This is a genomic window from Lentzea fradiae (genome assembly GCF_900100955.1).
GTDB classification, from domain to species: domain Bacteria; phylum Actinomycetota; class Actinomycetes; order Mycobacteriales; family Pseudonocardiaceae; genus Lentzea; species Lentzea fradiae.
On sequence record NZ_FNCC01000009.1, the window covers coordinates 236,831 to 252,003 of the forward strand.

At 69.5% G+C, this 15,173-nt stretch carries 12 protein-coding genes; 11 read left to right on the top strand and 1 reads right to left on the bottom strand.

Translation table 11 applies throughout. From position 1 onward, the window contains the following. Positions 1-49 precede the first annotated feature (49 nt). From BLT23_RS22685 to BLT23_RS22710, 6 genes are all read left to right on the top strand, one after another. Complete coding sequence (locus tag BLT23_RS22685; RefSeq protein ID WP_090051843.1) at positions 50-1,072, top strand: LacI family DNA-binding transcriptional regulator; 1,023 nt, start codon at positions 50-52, stop codon at positions 1,070-1,072. Positions 1,073-1,422: 350 nt separating this feature from the next. Next, positions 1,423-2,703 carry an ABC transporter substrate-binding protein gene (locus tag BLT23_RS22690; protein ID WP_425434405.1) on the top strand — a complete coding sequence of 427 codons (1,281 nt, stop codon included), beginning with the start codon at positions 1,423-1,425 and terminating at the stop codon, positions 2,701-2,703. A gap of 20 nt (positions 2,704-2,723) precedes the next feature. Continuing rightward, positions 2,724-3,665: a carbohydrate ABC transporter permease gene (locus tag BLT23_RS22695; RefSeq protein ID WP_245744098.1), complete on the top strand. Its 942-nt coding sequence runs from the start codon at positions 2,724-2,726 to the stop codon at positions 3,663-3,665. Next, positions 3,662-4,480 carry a carbohydrate ABC transporter permease gene (locus BLT23_RS22700; protein ID WP_090051845.1) on the top strand — a complete coding sequence of 273 codons (819 nt, stop codon included), beginning with the start codon at positions 3,662-3,664 and terminating at the stop codon, positions 4,478-4,480. Before BLT23_RS22695 ends, BLT23_RS22700 begins: the two co-directional genes overlap by 4 nt. 2 nt (positions 4,481-4,482) lie before the next feature. Then, the gene (locus BLT23_RS22705) at positions 4,483-5,862 is read left to right on the top strand and encodes a GH1 family beta-glucosidase (protein WP_090051846.1); all 1,380 of its coding nucleotides are present in this window, start codon (positions 4,483-4,485) and stop codon (positions 5,860-5,862) included. Continuing rightward, entirely contained in the window at positions 5,859-6,878 is a 1,020-nt protein-coding gene (locus tag BLT23_RS22710; protein WP_090051847.1) for a LacI family DNA-binding transcriptional regulator, read from the top strand. Before BLT23_RS22705 ends, BLT23_RS22710 begins: the two co-directional genes overlap by 4 nt. A gap of 60 nt (positions 6,879-6,938) precedes the next feature. On the opposite strand, the gene BLT23_RS22715 is transcribed toward BLT23_RS22710, so the two are convergent. Beyond that, positions 6,939-7,496: an NADPH-dependent FMN reductase gene (locus tag BLT23_RS22715; protein ID WP_090051848.1), complete on the bottom strand. Its 558-nt coding sequence runs from the start codon at positions 7,494-7,496 to the stop codon at positions 6,939-6,941. An 88-nt stretch (positions 7,497-7,584) separates the two neighbouring features. Here BLT23_RS22715 and BLT23_RS22720 point away from each other — a divergent pair, with 88 nt between their 5' ends. From BLT23_RS22720 to mmsB, 5 genes are all read left to right on the top strand, one after another. Further along, positions 7,585-8,193 (top strand): TetR/AcrR family transcriptional regulator, encoded by a 609-nt coding sequence (locus BLT23_RS22720; RefSeq protein WP_245744099.1) that lies wholly within the window; start codon positions 7,585-7,587, stop codon positions 8,191-8,193. Positions 8,194-8,408: 215 nt separating this feature from the next. Continuing rightward, positions 8,409-10,985 (top strand): glycoside hydrolase family 9 protein, encoded by a 2,577-nt coding sequence (locus BLT23_RS22725; protein WP_090051850.1) that lies wholly within the window; start codon positions 8,409-8,411, stop codon positions 10,983-10,985. 358 nt (positions 10,986-11,343) lie between these two features. After that, positions 11,344-12,429, top strand: a complete 1,086-nt coding sequence (gene chvE, locus BLT23_RS22730) for a multiple monosaccharide ABC transporter substrate-binding protein (protein WP_090051851.1) — start codon at positions 11,344-11,346, stop codon at positions 12,427-12,429. 26 nt (positions 12,430-12,455) lie between these two features. Next, positions 12,456-13,961: a multiple monosaccharide ABC transporter ATP-binding protein gene (gene mmsA, locus BLT23_RS22735; RefSeq protein ID WP_090052098.1), complete on the top strand. Its 1,506-nt coding sequence runs from the start codon at positions 12,456-12,458 to the stop codon at positions 13,959-13,961. Beyond that, positions 13,958-15,172 carry a multiple monosaccharide ABC transporter permease gene (gene mmsB, locus BLT23_RS22740; protein ID WP_090051852.1) on the top strand — a complete coding sequence of 405 codons (1,215 nt, stop codon included), beginning with the start codon at positions 13,958-13,960 and terminating at the stop codon, positions 15,170-15,172. The genes mmsA and mmsB overlap by 4 nt, the downstream gene beginning before the upstream one ends. Position 15,173: the final 1 nt, after the last annotated feature.

Sequence of the window (15,173 nt, forward strand, 5' to 3'; positions counted from 1 at the left end):
GGCACAGCGGCGTGTCGGGAACGCGCTCTCACGGCCCTACGATGAAGTCATGACGGAGATCGACCGGCACCGGCGGCCAGGCCCGCGCATCGAGGAGGTGGCGCGGTTGGCCGGTGTTTCCAAGTCGACGGTCTCCCGCGTGATCAACGGCGAGCAGTACGTCAGCGCCAAGGCGCGCGACGCCGTGCACACCGCCATCACGCACCTCAAGTACAGCCCGAACCAGGCGGCCCGCTCGCTCGCGGGCAGCAAGGCCAACGCGATCGCGCTGATCGTCTCCGAGCAGGGCGGGCGGGTCCTCGGCGACCCGTTCTTCGCCGGGGTGATGCGCGGCGTGCACGCCGAGCTGGCAGGGCGCCACATCCAGCTGCTGCTCATGATGAGCCGGCCGGAGGACCACAACGACCTGCTCACCTACCTCGCGGGCGGCCACGTCGACGGCGCGCTGCTGGTGAGCCTGCACGGCGACGACCCGTTGCCGCGCAAGCTCCAGGAGCTCGGCGTTCCCGTGGTCGTGGGCGGCCGTCCCCTCGCCGCCACCACCGTTCCCTTCGTCGACTCGGACAACTTCACCGGTGGCCTCGACGCCGTCCGGCACCTCGTCTCGATAGGACGGCACCGGATCGCGACGGTGGCGGGCCCGCGCGACATGGCGGCGGGGCTCGACCGGCTCAGCGGCTGGCGGCGCGGGCTCGGCGAGGCGAAGCTGCCCGCGGACCTCGTCGCCGAGGCCGACTTCACGCCGGAGAGCGGCGCGCAGGCGATGGCGAACCTGCTGGACAGGGCCCCTGACATCGATGCCGTCTTCGTGGCGGCGGACATCATCGCCATCGGCGCCCTCCAGGTCCTGCACGCCAGAGGCAGACGCATCCCGCAGGACGTGGCGGTGGTCGGGTTCGACGACTCGCTGCTGGCCTCGACCGCGACGCCGCCGCTCACCACCGTCCGCCAGGACGTCGAGCAGCTCGGCCGCACGATGACGTGGCGCCTGCTGGGCGAGCTCGCGGGCGAGGAAGGACTGCCGCCGTCACTGCTGCTGCCGACGTCGCTGGTGCGTCGCGAGAGCGCCTGACGAGACGTCGTCTCACCCGAAAGCGCTACACCGACCGAGGGAACCGGGGCGGGCGTCCAGCAGGGCGTCCGCCCCGGAACCGTCTGGGGACCTCCCAGAAAGCCGGTTCCCGGCGCGCTGCGTGCCGGACGCGCCACTCACTGTTAACCCAAAGGTCACAGTTCCGGGAACGCTCCCAGGTTTCCCAACTGTGACCTGAGGATGAACATCGAGGTCACCCGGTTATCGCAGCCCGGAAACGCCTGGTGTACCCCGGAGTGTGTCTTGACACACGTTCGAAGCCAGTACGACACTCCTCCGCATCTGGGAGCGCTCCCAGAACCCGCCGCCGAGACCAGAGGAGTTCTCCCGTGCGACACCGTAGGGTCAGCGTGCTGATCTGTGCCGCCGTGTCCGCCGTCGTCATGACCGCGTGCGGATCAGGCGGGTCCGGCCAGTCGGCAGACGGCAAGACCGAGCTGACGATCGCGACGTTCAACGAGTTCGGCTACGAAGAGCTGTTCAAGGAGTACGAGGCAGCTCACCCGGACATCAAGATCACGCAGCGCAAGACCGGCCAGGGCCAGCCGCACCACCAGAACCTGTTCACCAAGCTCGGCGCCGGCTCCGGCCTCGCCGACATCGAGGGCGTCGAAGAGGGCTACCTCAGCCAGGTGATGGCGAAGTCGGGTCAGTTCAACGACCTGAACGAGATCGGCCCGAAGATCGAGGACGGCCGCTGGCTGGACTGGAAGACCCAGGCGATCACCACCAAGGACGGCAAGCTCATCGGCTACGGCACCGACATCGGTCCGCTGGCCATGTGCTACCGCAAGGACCTGTTCGAGCAGGCCGGCCTGCCGTCCGACCCGGAGGGCGTGAAGACGCTCTTCGCCACGTGGGACAGCTACTTCGCCGCGGGTGACCAGTTCATCGCGAAGGTCCCGGGCGTCGCGTGGTTCGACAGCGCCGCGCAGGTCTACAACGCCATGCACAACCAGCTGGAGACCGGCTACTACGACACCTCCGACAAGCTGGTCGTCGACACCAACCCCGACATCAAGAAGAACTGGGACACCGTCGCGGCGGCCGTCTCGAAGGGACAGTCGGCCCGTCTCGTGGCGTTCAGCCCCGAGTGGAACACCGGCTTCAAGCTCGGCAAGTTCGCCACCAAGACCTGCCCGTCGTGGATGCTCGGTGTCGTCGAGTCGCAGGCCGGTGCCGAGAACGCCGGCAAGTGGGCGGTCACCGACGCGTTCCCGAACGGTGGCGGCAACTGGGGCGGTTCGTACCTGACCGTGCCGAAGCAGAGCAAGAACGCGCAGAAGGCCGCCGAGCTCGCCGCGTGGCTGACCCAGCCGGAGCAGCAGATCAAGGCGTTCAAGGCCAAGGGCACGTTCCCGAGCCAGGTCAAGGCCCTCGACGCGCCGGAGCTGCTGGAGCAGACCAACGCGTACTTCGGTGACGTGAAGGCGGGCGAGCTCTTCGCCACGCAGGCCAAGAAGATCAAGGCCGCGCAGTACAAGGGCCCGGCCGACGGTCAGATCCAGGAGACGGTCTTCAGCCCGGCTCTGCAGTCGATCGAGCAGGGCAAGAACGCTGAGGAAGCCTGGACGGCGGCCGTCGACGGCGCTAAGAAGGCGGCCAAGTAGTGACCGCCACTCTTCCTGAGGTGGAGGACCGCGGACGAGCGAACACCGCTCGGCCGCGGCCTCCGCGGCGTCACCGGCTGTCCAACCTGGACGCCAAGGTCTCGCCCTACCTGTTCGTCGCGCCGTTCTTCGTGCTCTTCGGCGCGATCGGGCTGTTCCCGCTGCTCTACACGGCCTACGTCTCCCTGTTCGACTGGGAGGTCGGTGACGACGAACCGGCGTTCATCGGACTGGAGAACTTCCGGACGCTCGTCGCGGACGACCAGTTCTGGAACGCGCTGTTCAACACGTTCAGCATCTTCTTGCTCTCGAGCGCGCCCCAGGTCGTCGTCGCGGTGGTCATCGCGGCGCTGCTGAACGCGAACCTGCGGGCCCGCACGGGCTGGCGGATGGGCGTTCTGCTCCCCTACGTCGCGAGCCTCGTCGCTCTGACGATCATCTTCGGCAACCTGTTCGGCCCCCAGTACGGCCTGGTGAACGACGTGCTCGGGCTCGTCGGCATCGAGCCGATCGACTGGCAGGCCAGCACGTTCGGCAGCCACGTCGCCATCGCCTCGATGGTCAACTGGCGGTGGACCGGCTACAACGCGCTGATCATCCTCGCCGCGATGCAGGCGATCCCGAGGGACGTCTACGAAGCGGCGGTCGTGGACGGCGCCAGCGCCCTGCGGCAGTTCTTCAGCATCACCCTCCCGATGCTGAAGCCGACGCTGATCTTCGTGATCGTCACGTCGACGATCGGCGGCCTGCAGATCTTCACCGAGCCGAAGCTGTTCGAACCAGCCGGCGGCAGTGGCGGCGGCACGGAACACCAGTACCAGACAGTCGTGCTCTACCTGTACCAGTCGGCCTTCCAGGGTCTCGACCTCGGCTACGCCTCCGCCATCGCGTGGGTGCTGTTCCTGATCGTGATCGCGGTCGCCGGCCTCAACTTCCTCATCACCAGGAGGGCGGTCCGATGACGAACCGCAGACCCTCGTTCCTGGTGTACGGCCTCCTCGGCGCGTTCGTGCTCGGCTCGGCGTTCCCGTTCTACTGGTCGTACCTGGTCGCGAGCCGTGACAACTCGGTGCTGACCGGCGACTTCACGCTGATCCCGGGTGGCAACTTCATCGCGAACGCCTCCAGGGTGTTCGACTCCATCCCGTTCTGGAAGGCGCTCGGCAACAGCTTCATCGTGTCCGGCACGGTGACGCTGTCGGTCGTGCTGCTGTCGACGCTCGCCGGGTTCGCCTTCGCCAAGCTGCGGTTCCGCGGCCGCGGGGTGCTGTTCCTGTTCGTCGTGGCCACGCTGGCGGTGCCGACGCAGCTCGGCATCATCCCGCTGTACATGGCGATGGCCGAGTTCGGCTGGGCGGGCGAGCTGGAAGCCGTGATCGTGCCGAACCTGGTCACCGCGTTCGGCGTGTTCTGGATGCGGCAGTACCTCGTGGACGCCATCCCCGACGAGCTCGTCGAGGCGGCGCGCATGGACGGCTGCAGCCTGTGGCGGACGTTCTGGCACGTGGCGCTGCCCGCGGCCCGTCCCGCCGCCGCGATGCTCGGTGTCTTCACGTTCATGCAGTCCTGGAACGACTTCCTGTGGCCGCTCGTCGTCCTCAACGCCGACAACCCGACTCTCCAGGTGGCGCTGGAGAAGCTGCAAAGCGGCTACTACGTCGACTACTCGCTGGTCCTCGCCGGAACGACGCTCGCGACGATTCCGGTGCTCATCGTCTTCCTCGTACTCGGGCGGCAGATCGTCGCCGGTGTCATGCAGGGCGCCGTCAAGGGGTGAAAATGGAGAACATTGTTTTCCCGCAGGGTTTTCTGTGGGGAGCCGCGACCGCGGCCTTCCAGGTGGAAGGCGCGACCGAGGTGGACGGCCGCACCGACTCGATCTGGGACGAGTTCTGTCGCCAGCCCGGGAAGGTGGTCGGCGGAGACTGCGGTGAGCCCGCGGCCGACCACTACCGCCGGTTCGAGCAGGACGTCGCCCTGATGGCGGACCTCGGGCTCAAGGCGTACCGGTTCTCCATCGCCTGGCCGCGCGTGCGGCCGGACGGTGGCAAGGTCAACCAGGCCGGTCTCGACTTCTACAGCAGGCTCGTGGACACGCTGCTGGAGAACGACATCCTGCCGTGGCCGACGCTGTACCACTGGGACCTGCCGCAGGCGCTGGAGGTGGAGGGCGGCTGGGCCAACCGCGACACCGCGTTCCGCTTCGCGGAGTACGCGACGTCCGCGGTCGAAGCCCTCGGCGACCGCGTCAGCTCGTGGACGACGCTCAACGAGCCGTGGTGCTCGGCGTTCCTCGGCTACGCCTCGGGTGTGCACGCCCCCGGCCGCCAGGACCCGCGCGCGGCCGTGTCCGCGGTGCACCACCTGCTGCTGGGCCACGGGCTCGCCGCCGACGCGATCCGCGCCGGCGTCCCCGGTGCCCAGGTGGGCATCACGCTCAACATGTACCCGATCATCCCGGTCGACCCGAGCAACCCCGCGGACCTCGACGTGGCGCGCCGTCTCGACGGCCTTCAGCAGCGGATCTTCCTCGACCCGTTGCTGCGCGGCGAGTACCCGGCCGACATCGTGGCCGACCTGGAGCCGTTCGGGTTCGCCGGCAACGTCCAGGACGGTGACCTGGACATCATCTCCGGGCCGCTCGACATGCTCGGCGTGAACTACTACAGCGAGCACTACGTCAGCTCGTCGGCCAACGGCAGCGAGCCCGGCCCGTCCCCGTGGGTGGGCGTGGAGCAGGCGTCGTTCCCCCGCAGGGACGCGCCGATCACCGACATGGGCTGGGAGGTCCGGCCGGACGGCCTGACCGCCACGCTGCTGCGGCTGCACCACGACTACCCGCGGCTGCCGCTGTACATCACGGAGAACGGGGCCGCGTTCCGCGACCACGTCAACGGCTCCGGTGCGATCGACGACGTCGACCGCACCGGCTTCATCGCCTCCCACCTCCGCGCCGCCCACACGGCGATCGAGGCGGGAGTCGACCTGCGCGGGTACTTCTGCTGGTCGCTGCTGGACAACTTCGAGTGGGCCGAGGGGTACGCGAAGCGGTTCGGCATCGTCCACGTCGACTACGACACCCAGGTCCGCACCCCGAAGATGAGTGCGAGGTGGTACAGCCGGGTGGCGCGCGACAACGCGCTGGTCTCCGTCTCATGACGGAAGGCAGGAGTCGGCGCCCCGGCCCGCGCATCGAAGAGGTCGCGCGCGTGGCCGGGGTGTCGAAGTCGACCGTGTCCAGGGTGATCAACGGCGAGAAGTACGTGAGCGAGCGGTCGCGCCAGGCGGTCCACCGCGCGATCGCGCTGCTCGGGTACAGCCCGAACCACGCCGCCCGCACCCTGGCCGGCAGCAAGGCGAACGCCATCGCGCTGGTGATCTCGGAACAGGGCAGCCGGGTGCTGGCCGACCCGTTCTTCGCCGGGATCCTGCGCGGTGTGCACGCCGAGCTCGCCGGACGGCACGTCCAGCTCCTGCTGATGATGAACCAGCCGCTCGACGGGGAGGACCAGGTCGCCTACCTCACGGGCGGCCACGTCGACGGGGCGCTCGTCGTGAGCCTGCACGGCGAGGACCCGTTGCCGAGGACGTTGCACGAGACGGGCTTGCCCGTCGTGTCGGGTGGCCGTCCCCTCGCGGGTGGCGGCGCCCCGTTCGTCGACTCGGACAACTTCAACGGCTCCCTGGGAGCCGTGCGCTTCCTCATCTCGCTGAACCGCCAGAAGATCGCCACGATCGCGGGCCCGCGGGACATGGCCGTGGGCATGGACCGGCTGAGCGGCTGGCGGTGCGGGCTCGCCGAGCACGGCATGCCCGTGGACCTGGTGGTGCACAGCGACTTCACGCCCGAGAGCGGCGCCCTCGCCATGGAGGAGCTGCTGCGCAGGGCACCCGATCTCGACGCGGTCTTCGTGGCCGCGGACATCATGGCCGTGGGCGCGTTGCGGGTGTTGCAGGCCCAGGGCCGCCGGATTCCCGACGACGTGGCCGTCGTGGGGTTCGACGACTCGGTGCTGGCCGCCACCGCGACGCCGCCGCTCACCACCGTCCGGCAGAACGTCGAGCAGCTCGGCCGCACCATGACGTGGCGCCTGCTCGCCGAGCTCGGCGGGGACGAGAAGCTGCCGCAGTCGATGCTGCTGCCGACCTCCCTGGTGCGCCGCGCGAGCGCGTGACCGCGCGGACGCGCGTGGGCGCCCACCCTTGCGGATGAGCGCCCACGTGGCGGTGAAGACTCAGACGGTCGCGGCGGTGCGGGACGCGAGGCCCTCGATCACGGCGGCCAGCTTCTCGGTGACCTCGGGGTCGTCGACCGGGTGCAGCTCGGCGAAGCGCACGACGGAGCCCGGGATGGACAGGGTCAGGTCCTCGGCGACCGCCGCACCGGCGATCTTGACGGCCTTGCGGGCCTCGTCCTGCGCCCACACGCCGCCGTACTGGCCGTAGGCGGTGCCCACGACGGCGACCGGCTTCTCCTGCAGCGCGCCGGCGCCGAACGGGCGCGACAGCCAGTCGATGGCGTTCTTCAGCACGGCGGGGATGGTGCCGTTGTACTCCGGCGAGACGAGCAGCACGGCGTCGGCCTCGGCGACGGCCTCGCGCAGCTTCGTCGCGGCGGCCGGGACCGTGCCCTCGACGTCGATGTCCTCGTTGTAGAACGGCACGGCGTCCAGGCCCTCGTACACGCTGATCTCGACCTGCTCCGGCGCGATCTGCACGGCGGCCTCGGCGAGCCTGCGGTTGTGCGAGCCGGACCGGAGAGAGCCGACGAGCGTGATGATGCGAACGGCCATGATGTGAACTCCCGGAGGATGAGAGGGTGAGGTCGACTACGGCGATAAACGGGACGCGGCCCGGTTGTCTTCCGGATAGGCTGCCATAGTGATCGACGGCACACCCCTCCCCCTCGCGGACCAGCGGAAGCCACCGCGGGCGGACGCAGCACGCAACCGGGCGCTGCTGCTCGACGCCGCGGCGGCGCTGGCGGCGCGGTGCGGGGCGGCGGCGATCACGATGGAGTCCGTCGCCGCGGCGGCCGGCGTGGGCAAGGGCACCGTGTCGCGGCGGTTCGGCGACCGCAACGGCCTGCTCCAGGCCCTGCTCGACCACTCGGAACGCCAGTTCCAGGAGGCGTTCCTGACCGGCCCTCCCCCACTCGGGCCCGGCGCGGACCCGCTGACGCGGCTGCACGCCTACGGCCCGGCCGCGGTGCGCCACGAACACCTCCACCGCGACCTCTACCTGGCGGCCGAACCGCCGCCGGGACGCCGGTACTCGGTCCCCGCCGGGCAGCTGCGGCACCGGCACGTGGCCCTGCTGCTGCGCGCCGCCCTCCCGGACGCCGACGCGGGACTCCTCGCCCACACCCTGCTGGCGTCGGTGGACCGCGTGCTCGTGGACCACCTGGTGCGCGAGGAGGGCGTGTCGCTGGAACGGGTGGAGGCGGCGTGGCACGACCTGGTCGACCGCCTGCTGGGACGGCGCGCGTAGACGTCGGCTGGTCACGTCCGGGACAGTCGCGACCGGACGGACTTCCCGGACATCGCCGGGATCGAGTCGAATCGACCATCGAACGCGGCCACTGACCGACCGGCTCTTGTAGCCGCCGCCGAACTCGCCCTACGGTCGCCTGGGAGCGCTCCCAGACACCCCGTCGGCGAGGCGCTCCCAGACGCCCGTCGACGAGGACGGAGAACCTCACTGCCATGAGATCGCAACCCCCACGCCTGCTCGCCGCGACCCTGCTCGTGGCGCTCACCGCGTTCCCGCTGGCGGCACCCGCCGCCGCGGCGGACTACGAGCGCGTGCTCAACGGGTCGTTCGACAGCGGCAGCGCCGATCCCTGGTGGCCCGGCGCCGGAGTGTCCAACCGCGTGACCGGCGGCGAGCTGTGCGCGTCGGTCACCGGCGGCACCGCGAACCCCTGGGACGCCCTGATCGGCCAGAACGGCGTGCCGTTCGAGAGCGACCAGTCGTACACGTTCTCGTTCGACGCCCACGCCACGACGGAGCAGCCCGTCACGGCCGCGGCGGGCGAAAGCGTGAGCCCCTACCGCGGGATCGCCAGCAAGCAGTTCACGGTCACGCCGCAGAAGCAGCGCTTCACGTTCACCTTCACGTCCACTCTGGACTTCCCCGACGCCGGTCACGGCCAGGTGGCGTTCCAGCTCGGCGGGCAGGACTTCGACAACACGGTCTGCGTCGACAACGTGTCGGTGGTCGGCGGCGTGAAGCCGCCCGGCGGGGGCAACCCGACGCCCACCAAGAAGGTCCAGGTCGACCTCGTGGCGTACGCGCCGGGCCTGCCCAAGCGCGCGACGCTCGTCTCCGACGCCACCGCCCCGCAGGCGTGGACGCTCAAGAGCTCCGCGGGCGCGACCGTCGCGAGTGGACAGACCACGCCGAAGGGCCTGGACGCCACGTCCGGCGACCGGGTGCACATCATCGACTTCTCGTCGTTCGACACCCCCGGCTCCGGCTACACGCTGGTCGTGGGCGAGGAGAGCAGCTACCCGTTCGACATCTCCGCGGACGCGTTCAAGAAGCTGCGCTACGACTCGCTGGCGTTCTTCTACCACCAGCGCAGCGGAACGCCGATCGAGGCGCAGTACGTCGGTGACGAGTACGCGCGTCCCGCCGGGCACATCAACGTCGCGCCCAACAAGGGCGACAACAACGTCCCGTGCCGCGCCGACCTCGCCTGCGGCTACACGCTCGACGTGCGCGGCGGCTGGTACGACGCGGGTGACCACGGCAAGTACGTCGTCAACGGCGGCATCGCGACCTGGCAGCTGCTCAACGCCTACGAGCGCGCCTCCCTGGTCGGCGACGCGACCGCGTTCCGCGACGGCTCGCTGGCCATCCCGGAGAAGGCCAACGGCGTGCCCGACCTGCTCGACGAGGCGCGCTGGGAGGTCGACTTCCTGCTGAAGATGCAGGCACCCGGCGGCATGGCGCACCACAAGATCCACGACGAGAACTGGACGGCACTGCCGACCAGGCCCGAACTGGACTCCGAGGTCCGCCGCCTGTCGGCGACCAGCACGGCGGCGACGCTGAACCTGGCCGCCGTCGCGGCGCAGGCGTCCCGGCTGTGGAAGAACATCGACGCCACCTACGCGGCGACGACGCTGGAAGCGGCCCGCAAGGCGTACGCCGCGGCCAAGGCCAACCCGGCCAAGATCGCCGACCCGAACGACGGCACCGGCGGCGGCGCGTACAGCGACAACGTCCTCACCGACGAGTTCTACTGGGCCGCCTCGGAACTGTTCGCGACGACCGGCGAGGCCGCCTACCGCACCGACGTGACGTCGTCCCCGCACTACAAGGCGGCGAGCCTGAGCCGTGAGGGCTTCCACTGGGGCGGCACGGCCCCGCTGGGCGACATCACGCTCGCCCTCGTCCCGAACGGCCTGCCGGCGGCGGACGTCTCGGCGATCAAGTCGTCCTTCGCCACCGTCGCGGACCAGCACCTGACCGCGATGTCCGGCATGGGCTACGCCGCGCCGTACGACAACAGCACGGCGGGCTACGTCTGGGGCTCGAACTCGGCGGTCCTGAACAACGCCACCGTGCTCGCACTGGCGCACGACTTCACCGGTGCCGAGAAGTACCGCGAAGGCGTGTTCGAGGCGCTGCACTACCTCCTCGGCCGCAACCCGCTCACCACCTCGTACGTGGCGGGCTACGGCGACCAGGCGATGCGCAACGCCCACCACCGCTTCTGGGCCAACCAGAACGACCCGACCCTGCCGATCGCCCCGCCCGGATCGCTGTCGGGCGGCCCGAACAGCGCTCTGCAGGACCCGGTCGCGCAGCGCGTGCTCGTCGGCTGCCCGCAGCAGAAGTGCTGGGTCGACGACATCGAGGCGTACTCGGTGAACGAGGTGGCGATCAACTGGAACTCCGCCCTCGCGTGGGTCTCCGGCTGGGCGGCGGAGAAGGTGGGCACCCCCACCACCCCGCCGACGCCGGACTGCGAGGTCGGCTTCACCGCGGGCCGCTGGCCCGGCGGCCTGTCCGCGCAGGTCAAGGTGACCAACACCGGCACCACCCCGTGGGCCGACTGGAAGCTCGCCTTCGCCCTGCCCGGCGACCAGCGGGTGACCGCCGGCTGGTCGGCGACCTGGAGCCAGACCGGCCAGAACGTGACCGCGACGAGCATGTCGTGGAACGGCGCGGTCGAGGCGGGCAAGTCCGTCTACATCGGCTTCAACGGGTCCGGGAGCGGAGGCGACCCGACCGCCTTCACGGTCAACGGCAAGACCTGCCGGACCGCCTGAGCACCCGCTGACCGAGCGCCCGTCCCCACCGCGGTGGGGGCGGGCGTTTGGCGTTTCCGGGGTGGCGGGGTGCGGCTGGGGCTCGGGCGGCGCGGAGGAGGCAGCCCGGTTGGGCGCGACCCGATCGAGGGCTGCCCGGCCGACAGGCTGCCCGGCCCACCTCCGAACCCCCGCCCCGCGACCCGGCAGAACCCGCCAGCCGAACCCCCCAAGCCTCCCCGTTTCCCCTGCCACCCGCGCTGTGAGCGCTAACAGCATCACCTTGCCGTTACCGTCTCGACTCTTGACGCGGCTGTTGTTAGCGATAACACTCGCCCCCCACAGCATTGTTGCCTGCCGGTGACATCGAGGAGAACCAATGAGGCTTGTCCGGATCGCGGTCACCACCGCACTCGCCGTCTCCCTCGCGGCCTGCGGTTCCACGGAGAAGACAGTCGACCAGCAGAGCGGAACCGGGGACGGTGCGCTGGTGGGCGTCACGATGCCAACCCGGTCGTCCGAGCGGTGGGTCCGCGACGGCGACAGCCTCAAGAAGAGCCTTGAGGCCAAGGGGTACAAGGTCGACCTGCAGTACGCGGAGGACAACATCCCGACGCAGGCCAACCAGATCGAGAACCAGATCACCAAGGGCGTGAAGCTGCTGATCGTCGCGTCGATCGACGGCAAGGCGCTCAGCTCGCAGCTGCAGCAGGCCGCGGACGCGAAGATCCCCGTGATCTCCTACGACCGGTTGCTCCTGAACACGCCGAACGTCGACTACTACGCGACGTTCGACAACTTCAAGGTCGGTGTGCAGCAGGCGAACTCGCTGCTGGACGGGCTGAAGACCAGGGGCGAGGGGCCGTTCAACATCGAGATCTTCGCCGGATCCCCAGACGACAACAACGCCACGTTCTTCTACAACGGCGCGATGTCGGTGCTCCAGCCGCTGATCGACCAGGGCAAGCTCGTCGTCAAGTCCGGTCAGACGGACTTCAAGACCACCGCGATCCTGCGCTGGGACGCGGCCACCGCGCAGCGGCGCATGGAGGACCTGCTGACCTCGACGTACGGCAACGCCAAGGTCGACGGCGTCCTGTCGCCGTTCGACGGCCTGTCGATCGGCATCCTCTCGGCGCTCAAGAGCAACGGCTACGGCACGGGCGGCCAGCCCTACCCGATCGTGACCGGGCAGGACGCCGAGGTCGCCTCGATGAAGTCGATCATCGCGGGTGAGCAGTACTCGACGATCTTCAAGGACCTCCGCCAGCTCACCGACGTGGCGGCGAACATGGCCGACGCGGTGCTCAAGGGCACCAAGCCGGAGGTCAACAACACGACCGACTACGACAACGGCGAGAAGGTCGTGCCGTCGTTCCTGCTCCAGCCGGTTCCCGTCGACAAGTCGAACTACCAGAAAGAGCTGATCGACTCCGGCTACTACACCGCCGACCAGCTCAGGTAGGGCCCGTGTCCGACGACGTCCTGGTGATGCGCGGCATCACCAAGAGGTTCGCGGGTGTCACCGCGCTGCACGAGGTCTCGCTGACCGTGCGGCGCGGTGAGATCCACGCGATCTGCGGGGAGAACGGCGCTGGCAAGTCCACGCTGATGAAGGTGCTGTCCGGGGTGCACCCGCACGGCACGTACGAGGGCGAGATCCTCTTCGAGGGTGAGCCGTGCGCGTTCCAGAGCGTGCGCGACAGCGAGCGGCGCGGGATCGTGATCATCCACCAGGAGCTGGCGCTGTGCGGCCAGCTCTCGGTCGCGGAGAACATCTTCCTCGGCAACGAGCGGTCGCGGCGCGGGTTCGTCGACTGGAACCGCACCAACCACGAGGCCCAGGCGCTGCTCGACCGCGTCGGGCTGCGGGAGAGCCCGACGACGCGGGTCGACGACCTCGGCGTAGGCAAGCAGCAGCTCGTCGAGATCGCGAAGGCGCTGTCGAAGGAGGTCAAGCTCCTCATCCTCGACGAGCCGACGGCGGCGCTCAACGACGACGACTCGCAGCACCTGCTCGACCTGCTCGACGGGCTGCGGTCGGAGGGCGTCACCTCGGTGATCATCTCCCACAAGCTGGGTGAGGTCACGAGGATCTCCGACACCGTCACGGTGCTGCGCGACGGCAAGACCATCGAGACGCTGCCCGCGCAGGGGCTGAGCGAGGACCGCATCATCGCCGGCATGGTCGGCCGCGACCTGGAGCACCGGTTCCCGCCGCGCACGCCCGACATCGGCGAGGAGGTGCTGCGCATCGAGGACTGGACGGTGCACAGCCCCGCCCAGCCGGACCGGGTGGTCGTGGACAGGGCGACGTTGTCGTTGCGGCGCGGGGAGATCGTCGGTCTCGCCGGCCTGATGGGCGCCGGGCGCACGGAGCTCGCGATGAGCGTGTTCGGCCGCTCCTACGGTGTCGGCGTCTCCGGGCGGGTCGTCAAGGACGGCCGGGAGATCGACACGCGCACGGTGCGGTCGGCGATCCGGCACGGCATCGCGTACGTGAGCGAGGACCGCAAGCGCTACGGGCTCAACCTGATCGAGGGCGTACAGCGCAACGTCTCCGCGGCGGCGCTGGACAAGCTGTCGAGCCGCGGCTGGGTGAACGAGAACGAGGAGAACTCGGTCGCCGAGCGGTACCGCAGGTCCATGGGCATCAGGACGTCGTCGGTGTCCACGCCGACCGGCACGCTGTCGGGCGGCAACCAGCAGAAGGTCGTGCTGGCGAAGTGGATGTTCACCGACCCGGACGTGCTGATCCTCGACGAGCCGACGCGCGGCATCGACGTCGGCGCGAAGTACGAGATCTACTCGATCATCAACGACCTGGCCGCGCAGGGCAGAGCCGTGCTGGTGATCTCCTCCGAGCTGCCGGAGCTCCTCGGCCTGTGCGACCGCGTGTACGCGCTGTCGGAGGGCCGCATCACCGGCGAGGTGAGCCGAGAAGAGGCCACGCAGGAACGTCTGATGCAGTACATGACGCGAGGACAGGGCTCATGACCACGAAGACCGCCGCGGCACCGGCCGCCGCTCCCTCGGAACCATCCAGCCGGTTCTCGATCAACATGCGGCAGTCGGGCATCTACGTCGCGTTCGCGCTGATCGTCGTGCTGTTCGCGGTGCTGACAGACGGCGCGCTGCTGCAGCCGCAGAACATCTCGAACATCATCGTGCAGAACTCGTACGTGCTCATCCTCGCGATCGGCATGATCCTGGTGATCATCGGCGGGCACATCGACCTGTCGGTGGGCTCGACCGTCGCGCTGACGGGCGCGGTCTGCGCGGTGCTGACCGTCCAATGGGGACTGCCGTGGCCGCTGGCGGTGCTGCTGACGCTGCTGTCCGGCGCGCTGATCGGCGCGGCGCAGGGCTACTGGATCGCCTACTTCGGCATCCCCGCGTTCATCGTCACGCTGGCCGGCATGCTGGTGTTCCGCGCTCTCACCATGACGACGCTGGGCAACCAGGGCATCGGCCCGTTCCCCGACGAGATCCGGTCGCTGTCCAACGGGTTCACGAGCGGCTACCTCGGCAACATCGGCCTCGGCCCGCTCGGCGGCGCCGACCTGGTGAGCCTGCTCGCCGGGCTCGCCTGCGTCGCCGGGTTCGCGTTGTCGCAGTGGCGCAAGCGGTCCGCGCGGCTCGGCTACGGGCAGAGCGTCGACCCGATGCCGGTGTTCGTGCTCAAGATCGCGGGCGTGGCGCTGGTCGTGATGGCGGTCGTGGTGCAGCTCGCCCGGTTCCGCAACCTGCCGTGGGTGCTGGTGCTGCTGGCGGCGCTCGCGCTCGGGTACTCGCTGATGGCGAACAACTCGGTGTTCGGCAGGCACATCTACTCGATCGGCGGCAACCTCCAGGCGGCGACGCTGTCGGGTGTGAAGGTCAAGGCCGTCACGTTCTGGGTGTTCGTCAACATGGGCGCGCTGGCGGGACTCGCCGGCGTGATCTTCGCCGGGCGGCTCAACCAGGCGGGGCCGACGGCGGGCATGTCGTTCGAGCTCGACGCCATCGCGGCCGCGTTCATCGGCGGCGCGGCGGTGCAGGGCGGTGTCGGCAAGGTGGTCGGCGCGATCACCGGTGGCCTGATCATGGGTGTCATCAACAACGGCATGTCGCTGATCGGCTCGCCCAGCGAACGGGTGATGCTGGTGAAGGGTCTCGTGCTGCTCGTGGCCGTCGCCTACGACGTGTGGACCAAGCGCCGCGGCTGAG